Below are 17,382 nucleotides of genomic sequence, written 5' to 3' on the forward strand. Positions count from 1 at the left end.
CAAGTCGAAACGTTTGAAGGCCGTGGGTTCGCAAGACCCACGGCCTTTTTCGTTCCTGCTCACCTCGGCATTTTTACCCGGGCGTATTGATTTCGGAATTACACCCGGATAAAAGCGCGGTCATTGGAGACTTCGCATGCAGCCCCCCGCCCCCCAGCCGCTCTGGCGGACCTTCCTCACCTTCCTCTGGCCGATGATGCTGAGCAATGTGCTGCAGGCGCTGTCGGGCACGCTCAACAACATCTTCCTGGGCCACATGATCGGGGTGAAGGCCCTGGCCGCCGCCTCGGTCGCCTTTCCAGTGGTGTTCTTCTGCATCGCCTCGGTCATGGGGCTGGCCAGCGGGGCGACCGTGCTGATCGGCCAGGCCTTCGGGGCCCGCGATGAGACGCGGTTGAAGGCGGTGGCCGGCGTCGCCTCCGCCGCCACGGCGATCGTCGGCGTGTTCCTGGCTGTGGGCGGCGTCCTGTTCGCGCCCGCCCTGATGCGCCTGCTGGGCGCGCCGGCGGACATCTATGTGGAGGCGGTCGCCTATACCCGCGCCATCGCCTGCGCCATGCCCAGCCTGATCGTCTTCCTACTCTACACCGCCATGCTGCGAGGCGTGGGCGACACCAAGACGCCGCTTTGGGCGCTGACAGTCTCCACCCTTGTCGGGCTGGTGGTCACGCCGCTGCTGATCAAGGGATGGGTCGGCCTGCCGCCGCTTGGCCCCGCCAGCGCCGCCTGGGCGTCGGCGGTGTCCAGCCTGGCGGGCATGACCTGGCTGGCCTGGCATTTGCGGCGGCGTAAGCACCTGCTGGCGCCGGACGAGGCCTTCATCCGCCATATGAAGATCGATCCGGCGATCCTGAAGATAGTCCTGTTCATCGGCATCCCCACGGCCCTGCAGATGGTGGCCATGTCCCTGGCGGAGATCGTTCTGCTGGGCCTGGTCAACGGCTTCGGCTCGGACGCTACGGCGGCCTATGGCGCGGTGAACCAGGTGATGGCCTATGTGCAGTTCCCGGCGCTCTCCATCGCCATCACCGCCTCGATCCTCGGGGCCCAGGCCATCGGGGCGGGGCATAGCGAGCGGCTGCGGCCCATCGTGCGCACGGCGATGATGATGAACCTGATCATCACCGGCGGCGGCGTCCTGCTCTGCTACCTGTTCGCCGAGCCTATCGTGCGGGCGTTCATCAGCCGCGCCGAGGTGGTCGATCTGACCCAGACCCTGCTGCACGTCGTCCTTTGGAGCGCCGTCGTCATGGGCATGGGCTCGATCCTGTCGGCCATGATGCGCGCCAGCGGGGAGGTGTGGATCCCCACCCTGATCAGCATCGCCATCATCCTGGTGGTCGAGGCGCCGACCGGCTGGTTCCTGAGCCGCAGGTTCGGGGTGACCGGGGTGTGGTGGGCCTGGCCCGCCGCCTTCGGCATGATCCTGATGGCGCAGACCGCCTACTACAAGCTGGTCTGGAGCCGGAAGACCATCAAGCGCCTGATCTAGCTCAGGGCGCCAGGTTGACCAGGACCAGGATCGGCCGCTGGTTCGACCATTGCGGCCGGTCGTGCGGCGGCGCGGCCGGCTGGGCCAGCCACGCGGCGAGCAGGGCCGTCAGGCCAAGCCCCGCGACCAGGGCCGAGCCGGCGACCGGCGGCCTCTGAGCGGCGGCCACCTGGGTCACGCGCACCTCCAGCGGATGCGGCGCGTTGGGCGGCCAGGCGCAGCCCAGGGGCGGGGCGGCGGGCGAAAGCTGGGTCTTCAGCAGGGCCTCGGCATAGGCGCGGCGCTGGCGCGGGTACTTGGCCAGGACCGTCGCGTCGCAGGCCAGCTCCTGGTCCAGGCGCATCCGGCGGACGGCCAGGGTGGCGAGCGGGTTGAACCAGGCCAGGCATTGCAGGACCGCCGCCAGGGCCACGGCGCGATGGTCGCCGCGCGCCAGGTGCGCCTGCTCGTGGGCCCGCACCAGCCGGCGCTCTTCGGCGCCATAGCGGTTCTCGTCGGCCGGCATGATGATGCGGGGCAGGAGGACGCCGACCACGGCGGGACCGGCGCGGCCGGCCTTGGCCGCCATGAGAAAGCGGACCTGCATGAGGGTGAAGACCGCCGCCATGACCACCACGCCCGCCAGCCAGACGAAGGTCAGGGTCGGAACCAGGCCGCTGCTTTCCAGCAGGCCGGGCAAGTCGGCGAGGAACGAGCGCTGATCCTTGGGCGCGGCCGTCAGCGGCGGCAGGAGCGCCCCGAGCATGGAGAGCGGCGGCACGACCCAGAGGCCATAGAGGGTCTGCGGGGCCAGACGGCCGCGCGCCAACGGACGGGCCGCCAGCACCAGCAGCACGGCGAGCGATCCGGCCAGGTTGGCGCGGATCAGCGCGGCGAGCAGCTCAGCCATCATCCTCCAGCTCCGCGATCAGGCTCTTGAGGCGGGCGATCTCGTCCGGCGACAGATCGCGATGCTTGGCGAAGTGGGCGACCAGCGGCGACAGCTCGCCGCCGAACAGCCGGTCGAGCAGCCCCTGGCTTTCGACGGTCAGATAGTCGGCCCGGCTGACCAGCGGACGATAGCGGACCCGCCCGTCTGAACGCTCGGACACCAGGGCCTTCTTCTTGAGCAGGCGGTTGATCAACGTCTTCACCGTCGCCTCGCCCCAGTTCTGGGCCTCGCCGGTTTCACGCACGAGCTCTTCGGCGGTCGAGGGACCGTTCGTCCAGAGCGCCTCCATGATGCAGCTCTCTGCCGCGGAGATCTTGATCATGGAGGGAGCTTACGCCCTTGGCTGCCGATGTACAGCCGTAAACCTAGGGCCGCTTGGCCAGCCAGATCATGTGCTTGGCGCCGCGTCCGGTGCGGCTGGCGCGGACGCGGGCTTCCTCGACCTGGAAGCCGGCGCGCTTCAGACGACGGGTGAAGGCGTCGTCGGGGGCCGAAGACCAGACGGCGAGGACGCCGCCAGGGCGCAGGGCCGTCCGCGCGGCGTCGAGGCCAGCGGGGCTGTAGAGGCTGTCATTGGCCTCGCGGGTCAGGCCGTCAGGTCCGTTGTCCACGTCCAGCAGGATGGCGTCCCAGGCGCCCTTCCCGTCATGGATGGGAGCGCCGACATCGCCCACATGGATGCTGACGCGCGGATCGTCGAGGCAGCCGTCGAACACCCCGGCCAACGGTCCCCGCGCCCAGGCCACGACGGAGGGGACCAGTTCGGCCACCGTGATCTTGGCGTCCGCGCCCCAGGCCTGGAGCGCCGCGCGTAGGGTAAAGCCCATGCCCAGGCCGCCGATCAGGATCGTCGGCTTCGCCCTGCCCGCCAGACGCTCGCAGGTCAGGGTGGCCAGCGCCTCCTCCGATCCGCTGAGGCGGCTGTTCATCAGCTCGATCGCCCCGGCCATGATCGAGAACTCGTGACCGCGCTGCATCAGGCGCAGCTCGCCGCCCTGATCGGGGACGATGGCGGTGTCGAGGTGTTTCCACGGGATCATGGGCGACCCATAGCCGAGGCGCGACGCGGGGCCTAGCCGGAGCGTTTTTTGTGGAGGCGACGACTGGCGCCGACGACGATCCGCCATATATGCGGTTACAGTTATCCAGAAGGCGCTCTCTCATGACCCAAGCCCGCACCGTCGCCGTCCTCGTCGGCAGCCTCCGCAAGGCCTCGCTAAGCCGCAAGATCGCGCACAGCCTCGCCGCCCTGGCGCCGGACAACCTGACCCTGAAGATCGTCGAGATTGGCGAGCTGCCGCACTACGACCAGGATCTCGAGGATGAAGGCGCGCCGAAGGCCTGGACGGAGTTCCGCGACGCAGTGCGCGGCGCCGACGCCGTGCTGTTCGTGACGCCGGAGTTCAACCGCTCCGTCCCCGGGGCGCTGAAGAACGCCATCGACGTGGGCTCGCGTCCCTATGGCAAGAGCGTCTTCAGCCGCAAGCCGGCGGCCATCGTCAGCCAGTCGCCCGGCGCCCTGGCCGCGTTCGGCGCCAACCATCACCTGCGCCAGTCGCTGGTGTTCCTGGACATGCCGGTGCTGCAGCAGCCCGAAGCCTATATCGGCGGCTCGGCCAGCCTGTTCGACGAGAGCGGCGAACTGGTGAAGGACGACACCCGCGCCTTCTTCACCAGTTTCATGGCCGCCTTCGGCGCTTGGATCGAGAAGACCGCCTAAGGCCTGCGGAACGCCGTCGGAGCCCCGTAGACAGCGCCGATGCGCGCCAGCGCGTCGGCCAGGGGCTCGATAGTCACGTCCATGAAGTGGGCGTTGGCGTGGATGATGCGGGTCTCGTCCAGCATCATCACCACGTGGCCCTTCCAGAAGACGAGGTCGCCGCGGCGCAACTGATCCTGGGTAATCGGCTCGCCAAGGCTGGCCGCCTGCATGTCCGTGTCGCGCGGACAAGACCGACCGCAAGCGTAGAGCGCCTGCTGGATCAGACCCGAACAGTCGAGCCCGAGACTCTCGCGACCGCCCCACTGATAGGGCGCGCCGATGAAGCGCTCGGCCACGGCGGCGGGGTCGCTGTCGAACTCGCCCAGGGGCGCGAGGTGCGCCTCGATGAACCAGCCGCCGCCGGCCGCCTTGGCGAAGCGGCCTTCCCGCGCTTCCACCGCCACCAGGGCGTTGAGGGAATAGAGGCCGGCCGGCTTGCTCTTGATGTCCGGCTTGCTGAACGCATAGGTCCGGATGGCGCAGACCCGATGGGTCGCCAGTTCGCCGACCGGCGCGAGGGCCGCGCAATCCACGAAGCCGACATAGCCGTCGCGCGCCGCCTGGCCCCAGCAGAAGCCGCCGGCCTCCTCAAGCACGTCGAAGGCCTCGCCGAACAGCAGCTGGTCCCATTGCTCGGCGTCCGACGCCGGCGCCTTGCGCAGGGCGGCGGCGGGGGTGGTGACGACCATGCGGCGCGGCTCGGCGAACAGGTCGGCGCGCACCAGCCCCTCCAGGCCGATGGCGGCCAGGTCGGGACGGGCCAGGGTCAGGCGGGGATCGAAGCTCATGCGTAGCGCCCCTTGAGGACGGCGTAGAGGGCGCGGACCGCCTGGGCGGCGGCGCCCAAGGGATGGCCTGGCCGCGCCTTGGGATTCCAGGCGAAGATGTCGAAGTGGACCCACGACCCAGCCTCCGGCGCGAAGCGCTGCAGGAACAGGGCGGCGGTCACCGAGCCCGCCTGGGCCCAGGCGTCCGGGTCGTTCTTCAGGTCGGCGATGTCGCCATCCAGGGCGTCCTCGTATCCGCTCCACAGCGGCATGCGCCACAGCGGGTCGTCAACCGCTCGGGCGGCGGCGGCGAGGTCGTCCGCCAGATCATCGTCGGCCGTATAGAAGGGGATCACTTGCGGACCGAGGGCGACACGCGCCGCGCCGGTCAGGGTGGCCATGTCGATGGTCAGCACGGGCCCCAGCTCCGACGCACGGGTCAGGGCGTCGGCCAGGATCAGCCGCCCCTCGGCGTCGGTGTTGCCGACCTCCACCGTCAAACCCTTGCGGGTCTGCAGCACGTCGCCCGGACGCATGGCGTCGCCGCTGATGGCGTTCTCGACCACCGGCAGCAGGACGTGGAGCCTAACCTTCAGGCCAGCCGCCATGACCATCCGGCCCAGCGCCAGGGCGTGGGCGGCGCCGCCCATGTCCTTCTTCATCAGGCGCATGCCCGAGGACGGCTTGATGTCGAGACCGCCGGTGTCGAACACCACGCCCTTGCCGACGATGGCGACCACCGGATGGTTGGGGTCCCCCCAGGCCAGCTCGATCATGCGCGGGGCGCGGGCCTCGACCGCCGCGCGGCCGACGGCGTGGACGGCGGGATAGTTCTGGGCCAGCAGGTCGTCGCCGACCACCACGGTCGCCTGGGCGCCGTACTTCTCGGCGATCTCGCGGGCGATGGTCTCGATCTGGCGCGGTCCCATGTCGTTGGCCGGGGTGTTGACCATGTCACGAGCCAGGGCGCAGGCATGAGCCACGGCGTGCAGCTCATCCAGATCGGCGCTGTCGGCCACCAGGCGCGGCCCGGCCTCGCGCGCCTTGCGGTAACGGTCGAAGCGATAGGTCCCGAGCGCGAAGGCCAGGGCCGCCTGCGGGCGATCCAGATCGGACGGCGCGGTCTCGATGCGGTAGTCGCCGGCCGGCAGAGCGGAGCCGAGCGCGCGGAAAGTCGATGCGCCGCCGGTCTCGCCCAGCCCCAGCAGGGCGACCGCCAGGGCGCCGTCCTGGCCTGGCACGACCAGAACCTGCCCGACCTTGGCCTTGAACTCCTTCAGAGCGACGTAGCCGGCCACGAACGGCGGAGCGTCCGACAGGAAGCTTTCCAGCTGCGCGGGGCGCAAGGCGTGGATGGGAAAGGCGGCCCCTTGGGCGACGGCGATCAGGCTCTCGGACATGCGGCTCACACCACGGATTTATGCTTAACGCGTCGTTAAAGCCGGGCGCGCGAAGGACAGAACATCATGTGTCGCTCGCGGGCTTGGCCGCAACCACCCTCGCCACAGACGTGAAATCGCCACGGTGTTGATATTTCGACAGCGCCGCTGAACGAAGCTTCGCCATGTGAATTGTGTCGGGCGTCGGGCAGCGGGCGTCAGGTTGAAACAACCCTGAAATCCCGTTGCAACGTCAGCCCCGCATCAGGAAGCCGATCAGGCTCGCCTGGTTTCCTCCCCGCGTCGCCACAAGCGTCGCACGCTTAACCTACGCTCCAAGGAGCATCGAACTTGTCTGCTACTCGTCCGCGCCATCTCGCTTCCGGCGTCTCCGCCCTGGCACTGATCAGCTTCGCCAGCCCCGTCTGGGCGCAGACGGCTGAAACCTCCGCGCCCGCGCAATCGGCCGCCCCGGCGCAGGCCGCCCATGACGAGTACGCCGACGAGACCGAGGTCGAGGCGCTGGTGGTCACCTCCAGCCGCCAGCAGCCGGGCGCGGTGATTGGCGACATTCCGCCGGAACTGCAGCTGAGCCCGCGCGACATCCGCGCCTACGGCGTCAGCAACGTGTCCGAACTGATCACCGCCCTGTCGCCGCAGACCGCCAGCGGGCGGGGCGGCGGCCGACCGATCATCCTGGTCAACGGCCAGCGCATCTCCAGCTTCACGGAAATCCGCGACCTGCCGACCGAAGCCATCATGCGGGTCGACATCCTGCCCGAGGAGGTGTCGCTGAAGTACGGCTATCGGGCCGACCAACGGGTCATCAATCTGGTGCTGCGCAACCGCTTCCGGGCGATCACCGTGGAAGGCGCGGTCAAGACGCCGACCAAGGGCCAGGGCGAGGTCTTCGAGGCCAAGGCCAACCGGCTGCAGATTCAGCGCGAGCGGCGCCTGATGCTGGACGCCAAGGCGTCCAAGACCAACGACATCCTGGAGAGCGACCGCGACATCGCCAACACCGAGGGCGACGCGAACTATCGCACCCTGCAGCCGGACTCCGAGAGCGTGACCCTGACGGCCGTCCTGTCGCGCCCCCTGAAGGACGGCGTGTCGGCCAGCGTCAACGGCTCGCTGGACGCCAGCCGCAATGTCAGCCTGCTGGGCCTGGCCGACGGCTCCAATCTGAACCCGACCGATCCCTTCGCCCTGGCCGATCCCCAGGCCCTGCGCCGGACGGCGGACGCCTTCGCCCTGCACGCCGGCGGTACGGTCAACGGCAGCATGAAGGGCTGGATGTGGTCGCTGACCGCCAACGCCGATCATAACGACAGCCTCAACAAGACCGACCGCGAGGTGGGCGGCCTGGCCTATCGCGACAAGTCGCGCTCGATCACCCTGTCGGCGGACACCGAGCTGGTGGTCAACGGCGTGCTGGCCGACCTCGACGCCGGCGCTGTCTCGACGACCTTCAAGGCGGGCCTGGCCACCTCCAACTTCAACACCCGCGCCTTGCGGGCGGGCGTGGCGTCGACCGGCGACCTGGGACGCGACACCGGCAGCTTCCAGGCCAATATCGACGTGCCCCTGGCCAGCCGGAACAAGGAAGTTCGCGCGGCGCTGGGCGACCTGTCGGCCAATTTCAACTTCGCCGTCGACGAGCTGTCGGACTTCGGCACCCTGACCGCCATCGGCTATGGCCTGAACTGGTCGCCGATCAAGCCGCTGCGGGTCATCGCCTCGGTCACCGACGAGGAGAACGCGCCTTCCGTCGAGCAACTGGGCGGACCGGTCCTGGTCACCCCCGGCGCGCGGGTCTTCGACTTCGTGCGTGGCGAGACGGTTGAGGTCACGCGGATCGAGGGCGGCGCGCCCGGCCTGGACGCGGCCAACCGCAACGTCATGAAGCTGGGCCTGACGCTGAAGCCTCTGACGGAGACCGACCTGACCCTGACCGCAAACTGGGTGCGGACCGAGACGAAGAACCTGGTCGCCTCATTCCCCTCGGCCAGCAACCAGATCGAGGCCGCCTTCCCCGAGCGCTTCATTCGGGATGCGGACGGCCGGCTGCTGCAGATCGACAGCCGACCGATCAACTTCGACCGCCGCGAGACCGAGGAGCTGCGCTGGGGCTTCACCTGGCGCAAGCCGCTGACCAGCAACCGCGCCGGTGCGACGGGCGCCGGCAATCGCGGCCCAGGCGCCCAGCGCCAGGGGGGCGGCGATCAGGCGCCTCCGCCCGCCGATGGTCCGCGACCGGAGGGCGGCGGCCCTCGCTTCGGCGGCGGTCCCGGCGGACCTGGCGGCGGCTTCGGCGGCTTCGGCCCGCGCGGCGGCGGGGGCGGGAACCTGCAGCTGGGCGTGTTCCACACCCTGCGCCTGCAGGACGAGATCTTCATCCGACCGGGGACGCCGTCCCTGGATCTGCTCGACGGCGACGCCCTGGGCAACAGCGGTGGGCAGCCGCGCCACCAGATCGACCTGCAGGCCAACGCCTCGCGCAACGGCCTGGGCGTGTCGATGAACGCCCGCTGGCAGAGCGGCACGACGGTTGTCGGCTCGCGCCTGGGCGACCTAGAGTTCGACGACCTGTCGACGTTCAACGTCCGCCTCTTCGCCGACCTCGGGGCCCAGCCGTGGGCGCGCCAGAACCCCTGGCTGCGCGGCTCTCGGGTGTCCCTGTCGGTGGACAACGTCTTCGACAGCCGCCAGCAGGTCCGCGCGGCGTCCGGCGAGACGCCGATCAACTTCCAGCCGGACTATCTGGACCCGCTGGGCCGTCAGGTGCGCATCAGCTTCCGCAAGCTGTTCTTCACCCCGCCGCCGCCCGCGCCGCGCCTGCCGAACACGGGCGGTCAGCCGACGCCCCCGACCTGATCAGGCTTGCCAGGGCAGATGATCCAGATCGACGTTGCCGCCGGTGAGAATGACGCCGGCGGCCGCGCCTTTAAGATCAAGCCCGCGCTCCAGAAGCGCGGCGACCGGCACCGCGCTGCTCGGCTCGATAACGATCTTTAGCACTTCCCAGACCAGCCGCATGGCGTCCTTGATGCCGTCCTCGCTGACGGTGACGAAGTCGTCGAGGAGGGCGTTGAGGATCACGAAGCCGCGCTGACCGAGGGTGGTGCGAAGGCCGTCAGCGATGGTGTTGGCCGGATCACCCGCCGTCCATTCCTTGGCCGTCCAGGAGCGCCAGGCGTCGTCCGCTTGCGCCGGCTCGGTGGCGACGATGCGGATCGACGGCTTGATCGCCCGCGCCGCGATGGACGTGCCCGACATCAGTCCGCCGCCGCCGACCGGCGCCAGTATGGCGTCGAGTTCAGGGTGCTCCTCCAGCAGCTCGACGGCCGCCGTCCCCTGCCCCGCGATCACGCGGGAGTTGTCATAGGGATGGACCAACTCGGCGCCGGTCTCGTCCATGATCTTGCGGCAGGCGGCCTCTCGCGCGGCGACCGTGGGCTCGCAAAAGACGATCAGGCCGCCCAGGCGCTTGACCGACTCCACCTTTGCCTTCGGGGCGTTGCTGGGCATGACGATATGCGCCGCGATCCCGCGATTGCGCGCCGCCAGCGCCAGGGCGGCGGCGTGATTGCCCGACGAATGGGTCACCACGCCCCTGGCCGCTTCTGCGTCACTGAGCATGAAGACCGCGTTGTGAGCGCCCCGCGCCTTGAAGGCGCCGATGCGCTGCAGGTTCTCGCACTTGAAGAACACCTGCCCGCCCAGGATCTCGTTCAGCCGCTGCGACCTGAGGACCGGCGTGCGGTGGACGAAAGGCGCGATGCGGCCGGCGGCGGCGCGGATGTCGTCGAACGAGACGGGAAGGTCGGTCATGAAGCGCCCTGGGCGATGATGCATCGCCTAGCTAGCGCTCGTCGCCCCGGCCGTCTCCACAGATTTTGCTCACCCCGCGACCGTGCATGCGCACAGCCCTCTACCCGAACCCATGTTTTGCTGGTTCGATAACAATCCCAGATGCAGAAGGACTTTCCCCCGATGATCCGAGCCGCCTCTTTCGCCCTCGCCGCCGTCTTGATCGCCAGCCCTGCGCTGGCCGCGCCCGACAAGAACCCGGCGGCCGCCCCCACCGGCGACTACAAGCTGGACGCCCGTCACGCGGCCCTCATCGCCCGCGTCGGCCACATGGGCGGCGTGTCCAAGAGCGTCTTCCGCTTTAACACGCTGAGCGGAACCCTGAAGTGGAACGCCCAGGACCCGACCAAGTCGAGCGTCTCGGTCACGATCGATCCGAAGTCCATCACCACCAACGTCCCCGGCTTCGCCGAGGAGCTGAGCGGTGAGAAGTTCATGAAGACGGCCAGTTCCAGACCATCACCTTCGTCTCCAAGTCCATCACCATGGACGACGCCGATGAGGGCAAGGTGACCGGCGACCTGACCTTCATGGGCGTGACCAAGCCCGTGACCCTGGACGTCGATTTCGGCGGTTCGGTGCAGTCGCGCGGCGCGGCCAAGATCGGCTTCGAGGCCGAGACCACCATCAAGCGCAGCGACTTCGGCTTCACCGCCCTGCAGGGTCCGATCGGCGACGAGGTCGAGATCCAGATCGATGTCGAATTCGATCAGATCAAGCCGGCGGCCTGATCAGCGTCGCTTCAATAGCGAGGCCAGGAATGCGGGCTTCTGGGCCGGCGGGGGATCTCGCCGGCTCAGGGTCCAGGCCAGTTGCTCGACGCCCCGCGCCGCCTTCGAGTCCGGCGCGATCTGGCTGACCATCCGGCTGTTGTTGGCTGCATCGCCGAACAGGCGCGGCTCGAACGGCAGGACCAGTGAAGCCTTCATCCCCAAGGCCTCGCAGAAGTCCTTGGTCGGGATTTCCGGACGGCCGGGCATGCCGACCTGATTGAGCACGAGGCGCGGCTGCAAGGCGCGCGGGCGCGACTGCCGCAAGAGATCGACCAGATTCTTGGCGTTGCGCAGGGCGGTCAGGTCCGGCGTGGCCACGACCACCACCTCATCCGCGCCGATCAGGGCCTGACGCTTCCACGCGCTCCAGGCGTTGGGCATGTCCAGGATGATGACGGACGCCTCCGTCCGCACCTTGCCCAGCACGGCGCCGAACGCGGCGGCGTCGATGTCGTAATCCTGGTCAAGGCGAGCCGGGGCGGCGAACAGGGACAGCCGATCCGAACACCGGATGAGCATCTGCTCCAGAGCCGGGGCGTCCAGCTTTTCGGGGGCGGACAGGGCGTCAGCCAGGCTCTGGATCGGGTCCTGGTCGAAATCGAGACCCGCCGTGCCGAACGCCAGGTCGAAGTCGGCCAGCAGCGCGTCGGCCTGCAGTCGCTCGGCCATCACATAGGCGAAGTTGTGCGCCAGGGTGGACGCCCCCACCCCGCCCCTCGCGCCGACGAAGGCCACCTGCCGGCCGGCGGGGGCCTGCGCGCGATCCAGCCGCAGTTCGACGATCGCCTCGACCAGCGCCGAGGGCGCGGCGGGGGTCAGCAGGTAGTCGGCGACACCCTGCCGGGTCAGTTGCCGAAACAGGCCGATGTCGTTGGTCTCGCCCAGGACGATGATCCGGGTCGTGGACCCGCATAGGCGTTGCAGCTCTTCGATCATGCCCGGCAGGCGGTCAGGCGTCTCGCTGCTCTCCACCACGATCAGGGACGGCGGCGCCTGCTCGGCGTAGTGCTCCAGGGCCGCCGCCAGGCCGCCCATCCGGACGTGGGCCGCCAGGCCATGCAGTCGGCGATCCCCCACCGCCGCCTCGACCAGATCGCCGGAGGAGGCGTGCAGGCAGAAGGCGTGAATCGAGACGTCGGGCGCGGCCTCCGGCTCGATCGGCGCGGCCATGACCTGTTCGACGTCGGCGATCAGGTCGCCGACCGGATTGGTCGAGTCATAAGGGTCGAACGCGTCGTCCCAGGATCCAGCGGCCTCGATCTCGGCGTCGGTCGGCGCGGCGTCGAATTCCCAGGCCGCGTCCGCCTCGGCGCTCCAGGCCTCGAGTTCCGGCTCGGTCTCGGCGGCGGCCGGGAACACGTCCTCCAGCCTCGGCGAGGGCGCGCTGGCGGGCGGCGGCGGCGCGCTTTCGGCCTTGTGGTCGAAGGCCTCGTCCCAAGGCGCGGCCGGGGGCGGAACGAACTCGTCGTCGAGCGGATTGGCGTCGGCCGGGCGGGAGGTCATCCGGCGCGTCCTTCCGAGCTCAGGCCCGCGCTGACGGGGTCAGCCGTCGCGAGGGTCATGGTCGGCGCGGAACGCATGATCGGAAGCTCACCCCTTAAGCGGTCAGCCGTCCAACGGCTGCGACCCGGTCGCCGGAAACATCCCGGCCGGGTCGCATCAACCCTTTCGCCATTATCGTTAACGACCTCTGAAGAGCGGCCCTCCACGGCCTGCGCGAAAGGTCGCAGCGCTCATGTCGCCGGGACGACGCGGCCGTTCCGATCGGTGCTCCAGCCTGCTCGCCAGCCCGCCGGACAGTCGCCAAGCAGACGGTAGTGACGCGTCTGTTCGCGCACGATCTCGCCGCCGTCGAGGCTGCGCATCCGCATGTAGACCGAGAAGTCCCGCTGCGGGTCGCCGGCCAGGAAGTTCTCCACCAGCATCGGGCGCTCGTCGGCGATGCAGCGGATATTCACGCGGTTGGGCAGGAACTCCGGCTGGGCGTTCAGGGCGCAGGCCTTGCCCTGGTGCATGGGCACCATGCGCTCGAAGCCGGCGCGGATTTCGGGGCTGGCGCACAGGGTGACCTTGGCGGTCTCCTCGCCGGCCGTCACCACGGCCACGGACCACAGCCGGGGCGGATTGAGCGGTCAGCCTCGCGGCCCAGCCGCTCCATCGCGGTCTCCTGCCGGCAGCCGCCGATCAGGGCAAGGACGCAGGACGTCAGAACCGCAAGCCGCACCATGATCGCTCCCGCCAGGCCACGAACGTAGCCTGGCGGGGTTGATTACGAGTGTAAACTGAAATCAGTCCTTACCCTCGACCTTCTCCTCGTGCCCGGTGATCGAGCCTTCCACGAAGAGGTACTCGCGCAGCTGGGCGTCGAACTCGGCGTCGTTGCGGCGGATCCACTCCAGGGCCATGGCAGCGTGCTCGATCTCCTCGCGCGCGTTGTGGAGGAGGATCTTCTTCAGCTCTTCGTCGTCGGTGTCGTCCGCGCGCTGGCGATACCAGTCGACGGCCTCCAGCTCTTCCATGAGCGAGGCGATGGCGTAGTGCAGATGGATGGTCTTCTTCTGCAGGCTCTCACGGGGAACGTGCAGGTCGGTGGAGTTATCGGGCATCGGGGTCTCCGTCTTGGACCACCTCAACGCCCGACAGGCCTTACGGCTCCGCTTGGACTAGTCCTCTTCGCGGATCGCCCGGGCGCCGACCTTGGCGACCCGCAGGGCGTTGGTGCCGCCCGTGGTGCCGAAGGGCACGCCGGCGACCACCACGATCTCGTCCTGCAGAGCGGCCAAGCCCTGGCGGCGAGCGGTCTCGCAGGCCTGGACAACGGCGTCGGTCATGCGCTCCACCGGCGGAACTTCAACGGCTTCGACGCCCCAGGCCAGGGCCAGGCGGCGGCCGGTGTTGATCATCGGCGAGACGGCGACCACCGGGCGGAGCGGGCGTTCGCGCGAGATACGCAGGGCCGTGCCGCCGCTTTGGGTATAGGCGACGATGGCTGCGGCCTCGATGGCTTCGGCCACCTGGCGGGCGGCGGCGGCGATGGCGTCGCTGGAGTTGCGCTCCGGCCGGGCGCGGCGGCGCTCAGTCAGGGTCCGCCACCCCTCGTCACGCTCGACGCGGGCCAGGATGCGGCTCATGACGCCGACCGCCTCGATGGGAAACTGACCGGCAGCGGTCTCGGCGGACAGCATCACCGCATCGGCGCCGTCGAACACCGCGCCGGCCACGTCGGAGGCCTCGGCGCGGGTCGGGGTCGGGGCGGAGATCATGCTCTCCAGCATCTGGGTGGCGACGATCACCGGCTTGCCCAGACGGGTGGACACCGAAATGATGCGCTTCTGGGCCAGCGGCACCTCTTCCGGGGGCAGCTCCACGCCCAGGTCGCCGCGGGCGACCATGACGCCGTCCGAAAGCTCGACGATGGCTTCGAGGTCGGCGAGGGCCTGGGGCTTTTCGATCTTGGAGACTATCCAGGCGCGGTCGCCGATGATCTCGCGCGCCTCGATCACGTCTCGGGCGCTCTGCACGAAGGACAGGCCCACGAAATCGACGCCAGCCTCCAGGGCGAAGGCTAGGTCGGCGCGGTCCTTCTGGGTCAGGGCGGCGATGTCGAGGGCGACGTCGGGGACGTTGACGCCCTTGCGGTCGGACAGGCGGCCGCCGACGATCACCTCGGTCTGCAGATGGTCGCTGGCCACGCGGGTGACGCGCAGCTGCACCTTCCCGTCATCCAGCAGCAGGCGCATGCCGATCTGGGCGGCGGAGATGATCTCCGGGTGCGGCAGGTTCACCCGGTCCAGGTTGCCCGGGGTCGGATCGAAATCGAGGCGGAACGGGCGGCCGTTGGCCAGCACCACGTGGCCGGCCTGGAAGCGACCGATGCGCAGCTTGGGGCCCTGGATGTCGGCCAGCACGCCGATGGGGCGGCGATAGCGCGCCTCCAGCGCGCGGATCGTCTCCAGCCGGGCGGCGTGGTCGGCATGGTCGCCGTGGCTGAAGTTCAGGCGGAAGACATCGACGCCCGCCTTGAACAGGGTCTCGATCACCTTCGGATCGGCGCTGGCGGGGCCCAAAGTGGCGACGATCTTCGTCCGGCGGTCGCGGGAGATGCGGGGCGAGCGGACGGATCGAGTCATGGGCTCTTGGGCTTTCAGGCGGTGGGAGGCCCGGTTGATCGACCAGCCTTCACGCCACGTCAAGCACGAGACGATGACAGCAATATTCTATTGCAATGCAACATGTTGCCCTAGAGCCCGGCGGCCAGCGCGCCGAACAGCCGATGAGCCGGCAAGGCCGCGCCGTCGAGGCGCGAAATGGCGCGCAGACCGATCAGGCTGTTGGTGATGAAAGCGCCGTCGCAAGCGCGCAGCGCTTCCGGCGTGAAGCGCCCCTCCACCACCTCGATCTTCTGCCTTTTCGCCTGTTCGATCACCCGGGCGCGGGTGATTCCGGCCAGCACGCCGCATTCCAGGGCCGGGGTCACGAGCTTTGCGCCCATGATCCAGAAGATGTTGGCGGCGGCGGCGCAGGCCGGCTCGCCTCGCGTGTTGAGCATCAGGGCCTCTTCCGCGCCGGCGGCCAGCGCCTCGCGCCGGGCCAGGACGTTGTCGAGATAGGCGAGGCTCTTCAGCCGCGAAGCCGGCGAACCCTCGTTGCGGCGCACATGGCTGGTGGCGAGCGTGGCCGGGGCCTGAATCGCATCCGGCGCCGGGGCGACATTGACGAAAACCCGCGCGGTGATCGCCTTGGGCCGGTCCAGCCCGCGCCCGCCAGAGCCGGCGGTCAGGGTCAGGCGCACGACCGCCCGTCCCTTGTTGAGCAGCGCCGTCGCAAGGGCGTTGGTGCAGGCGACCCGCGTCTGGAACTCGTCAGGCAAAGGCAGGGCCAGGGTGGAGCAGCCCGCCGTCATCCGCGCCCAGTGCGCGGCCCAGTGCTCCATGCGGCCGTCCACCGCCAGCAGGGTCTCGAACAGCCCGTCGCCCAGCAGCAGGCCGCGATCGTCCGTGGGGATCAAGCCACGCCTCCCATCAGGGCGCGGCGCAGTGCGGCGATCTTGTCCTCGGTCTCCTGACGCTCGGCGACGGGATCACTGTCGGCGACGATGCCGGCGCCGGCGCGCGCCTCGAAGCTCCAGCCCTCGGCGTCCTCGATAAAGGCCAGGGTGCGGATCAGCACGCTGGAATCCAGGGCCCCGTCGAAGCCGGCCCAGAACATCGACCCGCAATAGGGACCGCGCGGGGCCTCCAGGCCCGAGATCACCTTCATCGCCTGCACCTTGGGCGCGCCAGTGATCGACCCCGGCGGGAAGGCCGCGCGCAGCAGGTCGATGGCGGTGAGCCCAGGCGCCAGACGGCCGGTCACCGTGGACACCAGGTGATGCACGTTGGCGAAGCTCTCGATGCGGAACAGCTCAGGCGCCGCCACCGCGCCGGGCGCGCAGACCCGCGCCAGGTCGTTGCGCATCAGGTCGACGATCATCAGGTTCTCGGCCCGGTCCTTGGCGCTGCCGCGCAGCTCCTCGACCAGCTCTGCATCCTCGCCCGGCGTGCGGCCGCGCGGACGGGTGCCCTTGATGGGCCGGGTCTCGACCCGGTAGCCGCCGGCGCTGGACGCCAGGAAGCGCTCCGGCGAATTGGACACCACCGCCGAGGACGGCAGACGCAGATAGGCGGCGAAGGGAGCCGGGCTGTCGTCGAGCAGGCGGCGGATGACATCGAACGGCCGCGCCCGGGCCGTCAGGCGACCGGCCCAACCCCGGGCGATGTTGGCCTGGAAGAGCTCACCCTCGACGATGCGGCCGACCACCTCGGCCACCGCCCGCTCATAGACCTGCGGCGCGTCCAGCGGATCGAAGGCGGAGGCCAGCGGTCCCTGGACCGGGGGATGCTCGGCGCCGTCCAGCCACCGCGCCGCTTGCTGGGCGCAGGCCTGGGCGCGGGCGTCGTTCTCCCCCCGCCCCACGGCCAGCACGCGTTTGGCGGCGTGGTCGAAAGCCAGCAGCGCCGGATAGCGCCCGACGGTCATGTCCGGCCAATGATCGTGGCGGGCGAGCTCCACCGGCTCGAAGCGCGCGCCGAGCTCGTAGGAGGCGAGCCCCGCGACGCCGCCCTGGAACGGCGGCCCCGAGGGGTCATGCGGCTGGCTGTCGCCGAGCAGTTCGCGTAGCACCACCGATGGATTTTCATCATCCCCGAACCTGACGGTCGCCGTACGGTCAGGCTCACGCAGAACATAGGACCATCGACCTTGCGCGCCGCCGCCTCCCGACAGCAGGCCCATGGCGAACGGCTCCTCGGCGAAGGCGCAGAGCACCGCCGCCGGCTCGCGCCAGGGGAAAGCCAGGATCGAGATCGCCTGCATCGCGCCTTCCATTAAGGTTACCCGCTCAGATCGGTCGCGCACAAAGCTTCG

Annotated in this window: 15 protein-coding genes and 1 pseudogene; 4 read left to right on the plus strand and 12 right to left on the minus strand. The window is 69.5% G+C overall.

The window, feature by feature from the left end; genetic code table 11:
* Window positions 1-136: 136 nt before the first annotated feature.
* Window positions 137-1,492: an MATE family efflux transporter gene (locus tag ABOZ73_RS06315; protein ID WP_369061637.1), complete on the plus strand. Its 1,356-nt coding sequence runs from the start codon at window positions 137-139 to the stop codon at window positions 1,490-1,492.
* A gap of 1 nt (window position 1,493) precedes the next feature.
* On the opposite strand, the gene ABOZ73_RS06320 is transcribed toward ABOZ73_RS06315, so the two are convergent.
* From ABOZ73_RS06320 to ABOZ73_RS06330, 3 genes are read right to left on the minus strand one after another with little or no spacing between them, the layout of a single operon-like run.
* The gene (locus tag ABOZ73_RS06320) at window positions 1,494-2,381 is read right to left on the minus strand and encodes a M56 family metallopeptidase (protein ID WP_369061639.1); all 888 of its coding nucleotides are present in this window, start codon (window positions 2,379-2,381) and stop codon (window positions 1,494-1,496) included.
* Window positions 2,374-2,742: a BlaI/MecI/CopY family transcriptional regulator gene (locus tag ABOZ73_RS06325; protein WP_369062495.1), complete on the minus strand. Its 369-nt coding sequence runs from the start codon at window positions 2,740-2,742 to the stop codon at window positions 2,374-2,376. The genes ABOZ73_RS06320 and ABOZ73_RS06325 overlap by 8 nt, the downstream gene beginning before the upstream one ends.
* Window positions 2,743-2,788: 46 nt before the next feature.
* Complete coding sequence (locus ABOZ73_RS06330) at window positions 2,789-3,463, minus strand: spermidine synthase (protein ID WP_369061641.1); 675 nt, start codon at window positions 3,461-3,463, stop codon at window positions 2,789-2,791.
* A 122-nt stretch (window positions 3,464-3,585) separates the two neighbouring features.
* Here ABOZ73_RS06330 and ABOZ73_RS06335 point away from each other — a divergent pair, with 122 nt between their 5' ends.
* Complete coding sequence (locus ABOZ73_RS06335; RefSeq protein ID WP_369061642.1) at window positions 3,586-4,143, plus strand: NADPH-dependent FMN reductase; 558 nt, start codon at window positions 3,586-3,588, stop codon at window positions 4,141-4,143.
* Here ABOZ73_RS06335 and ABOZ73_RS06340 read toward each other — a convergent pair.
* Together ABOZ73_RS06340 and ABOZ73_RS06345 are read right to left on the minus strand one after the other, a co-directional pair.
* Window positions 4,140-4,973, minus strand: coding sequence for an NlpC/P60 family protein (locus tag ABOZ73_RS06340; RefSeq protein ID WP_369061643.1), 834 nt, complete (start codon window positions 4,971-4,973; stop codon window positions 4,140-4,142). The two genes, ABOZ73_RS06335 and ABOZ73_RS06340, sit on opposite strands and share 4 nt — an antisense overlap.
* Entirely contained in the window at window positions 4,970-6,352 is a 1,383-nt protein-coding gene (locus tag ABOZ73_RS06345; protein WP_369061644.1) for a M17 family metallopeptidase, read from the minus strand. The genes ABOZ73_RS06340 and ABOZ73_RS06345 overlap by 4 nt, the downstream gene beginning before the upstream one ends.
* Before the next feature lie 330 nt (window positions 6,353-6,682).
* Here ABOZ73_RS06345 and ABOZ73_RS06350 point away from each other — a divergent pair, with 330 nt between their 5' ends.
* A complete protein-coding gene (locus tag ABOZ73_RS06350) occupies window positions 6,683-9,208 on the plus strand; it encodes a TonB-dependent receptor (RefSeq protein WP_369061645.1) in 2,526 nt (841 codons plus the stop codon).
* Here the strand turns inward: ABOZ73_RS06350 and ABOZ73_RS06355 are convergent, their stop codons facing one another.
* Window positions 9,209-10,165: a pyridoxal-phosphate dependent enzyme gene (locus ABOZ73_RS06355; protein WP_369061647.1), complete on the minus strand. Its 957-nt coding sequence runs from the start codon at window positions 10,163-10,165 to the stop codon at window positions 9,209-9,211.
* 309 nt (window positions 10,166-10,474) lie between these two features.
* Between ABOZ73_RS06355 and ABOZ73_RS06360 the strand changes: the two are divergent.
* Window positions 10,475-10,935 (plus strand): annotated as a pseudogene (locus ABOZ73_RS06360) (YceI family protein).
* On the opposite strand, the gene ABOZ73_RS06365 reads toward ABOZ73_RS06360, so the two are convergent.
* The 6 genes from ABOZ73_RS06365 to ABOZ73_RS06390 form a co-directional block, all read right to left on the minus strand.
* Window positions 10,936-12,480 (minus strand): CpaE family protein, encoded by a 1,545-nt coding sequence (locus ABOZ73_RS06365; protein WP_369061648.1) that lies wholly within the window; start codon window positions 12,478-12,480, stop codon window positions 10,936-10,938. It abuts the pseudogene before it with no gap.
* A 230-nt stretch (window positions 12,481-12,710) separates the two neighbouring features.
* Complete coding sequence (locus ABOZ73_RS06370; protein ID WP_369061650.1) at window positions 12,711-13,082, minus strand: hypothetical protein; 372 nt, start codon at window positions 13,080-13,082, stop codon at window positions 12,711-12,713.
* Between the two features lie 183 nt (window positions 13,083-13,265).
* A complete protein-coding gene (locus tag ABOZ73_RS06375) occupies window positions 13,266-13,583 on the minus strand; it encodes a ferritin (protein WP_369061651.1) in 318 nt (105 codons plus the stop codon).
* Window positions 13,584-13,640: 57 nt separating this feature from the next.
* On the minus strand, window positions 13,641-15,107 hold the full coding sequence (gene pyk, locus ABOZ73_RS06380) for a pyruvate kinase (protein WP_369061652.1): 1,467 nt from the start codon (window positions 15,105-15,107) through the stop codon (window positions 13,641-13,643).
* A gap of 110 nt (window positions 15,108-15,217) precedes the next feature.
* Window positions 15,218-15,985 carry an aminotransferase class IV gene (locus tag ABOZ73_RS06385; RefSeq protein WP_369061653.1) on the minus strand — a complete coding sequence of 256 codons (768 nt, stop codon included), beginning with the start codon at window positions 15,983-15,985 and terminating at the stop codon, window positions 15,218-15,220.
* The gene (locus tag ABOZ73_RS06390) at window positions 15,982-17,331 is read right to left on the minus strand and encodes an anthranilate synthase component I family protein (RefSeq protein ID WP_369061654.1); all 1,350 of its coding nucleotides are present in this window, start codon (window positions 17,329-17,331) and stop codon (window positions 15,982-15,984) included. Before ABOZ73_RS06390 ends, ABOZ73_RS06385 begins: the two co-directional genes overlap by 4 nt.
* Window positions 17,332-17,382 lie beyond the last annotated feature (51 nt).

The sequence above is a fragment of the Caulobacter sp. 73W genome (assembly GCF_041021955.1).
Classification (GTDB): domain Bacteria; phylum Pseudomonadota; class Alphaproteobacteria; order Caulobacterales; family Caulobacteraceae; genus Caulobacter.

Excerpts from the sequence above, each read along its gene's own strand:
- ABOZ73_RS06315 (WP_369061637.1), top strand. The coding sequence starts at position 137 with ATGCAGCCCCCCGCCCCCCAGCCGCTCTGGCGGACCTTCCTCACCTTC.
- ABOZ73_RS06320 (WP_369061639.1), bottom strand. The coding sequence starts at position 2,381 with ATGGCTGAGCTGCTCGCCGCGCTGATCCGCGCCAACCTGGCCGGATCG.
- ABOZ73_RS06330 (WP_369061641.1), bottom strand. The coding sequence starts at position 3,463 with ATGATCCCGTGGAAACACCTCGACACCGCCATCGTCCCCGATCAGGGC.
- ABOZ73_RS06335 (WP_369061642.1), top strand. The coding sequence starts at position 3,586 with ATGACCCAAGCCCGCACCGTCGCCGTCCTCGTCGGCAGCCTCCGCAAG.
- ABOZ73_RS06340 (WP_369061643.1), bottom strand. The coding sequence starts at position 4,973 with ATGAGCTTCGATCCCCGCCTGACCCTGGCCCGTCCCGACCTGGCCGCC.
- ABOZ73_RS06345 (WP_369061644.1), bottom strand. The coding sequence starts at position 6,352 with ATGTCCGAGAGCCTGATCGCCGTCGCCCAAGGGGCCGCCTTTCCCATC.
- ABOZ73_RS06355 (WP_369061647.1), bottom strand. The coding sequence starts at position 10,165 with ATGACCGACCTTCCCGTCTCGTTCGACGACATCCGCGCCGCCGCCGGC.
- ABOZ73_RS06365 (WP_369061648.1), bottom strand. The coding sequence starts at position 12,480 with ATGACCTCCCGCCCGGCCGACGCCAATCCGCTCGACGACGAGTTCGTT.
- ABOZ73_RS06375 (WP_369061651.1), bottom strand. The coding sequence starts at position 13,583 with ATGCCCGATAACTCCACCGACCTGCACGTTCCCCGTGAGAGCCTGCAG.
- pyk (WP_369061652.1), bottom strand. The coding sequence starts at position 15,107 with ATGACTCGATCCGTCCGCTCGCCCCGCATCTCCCGCGACCGCCGGACG.
- ABOZ73_RS06390 (WP_369061654.1), bottom strand. The coding sequence starts at position 17,331 with ATGCAGGCGATCTCGATCCTGGCTTTCCCCTGGCGCGAGCCGGCGGCG.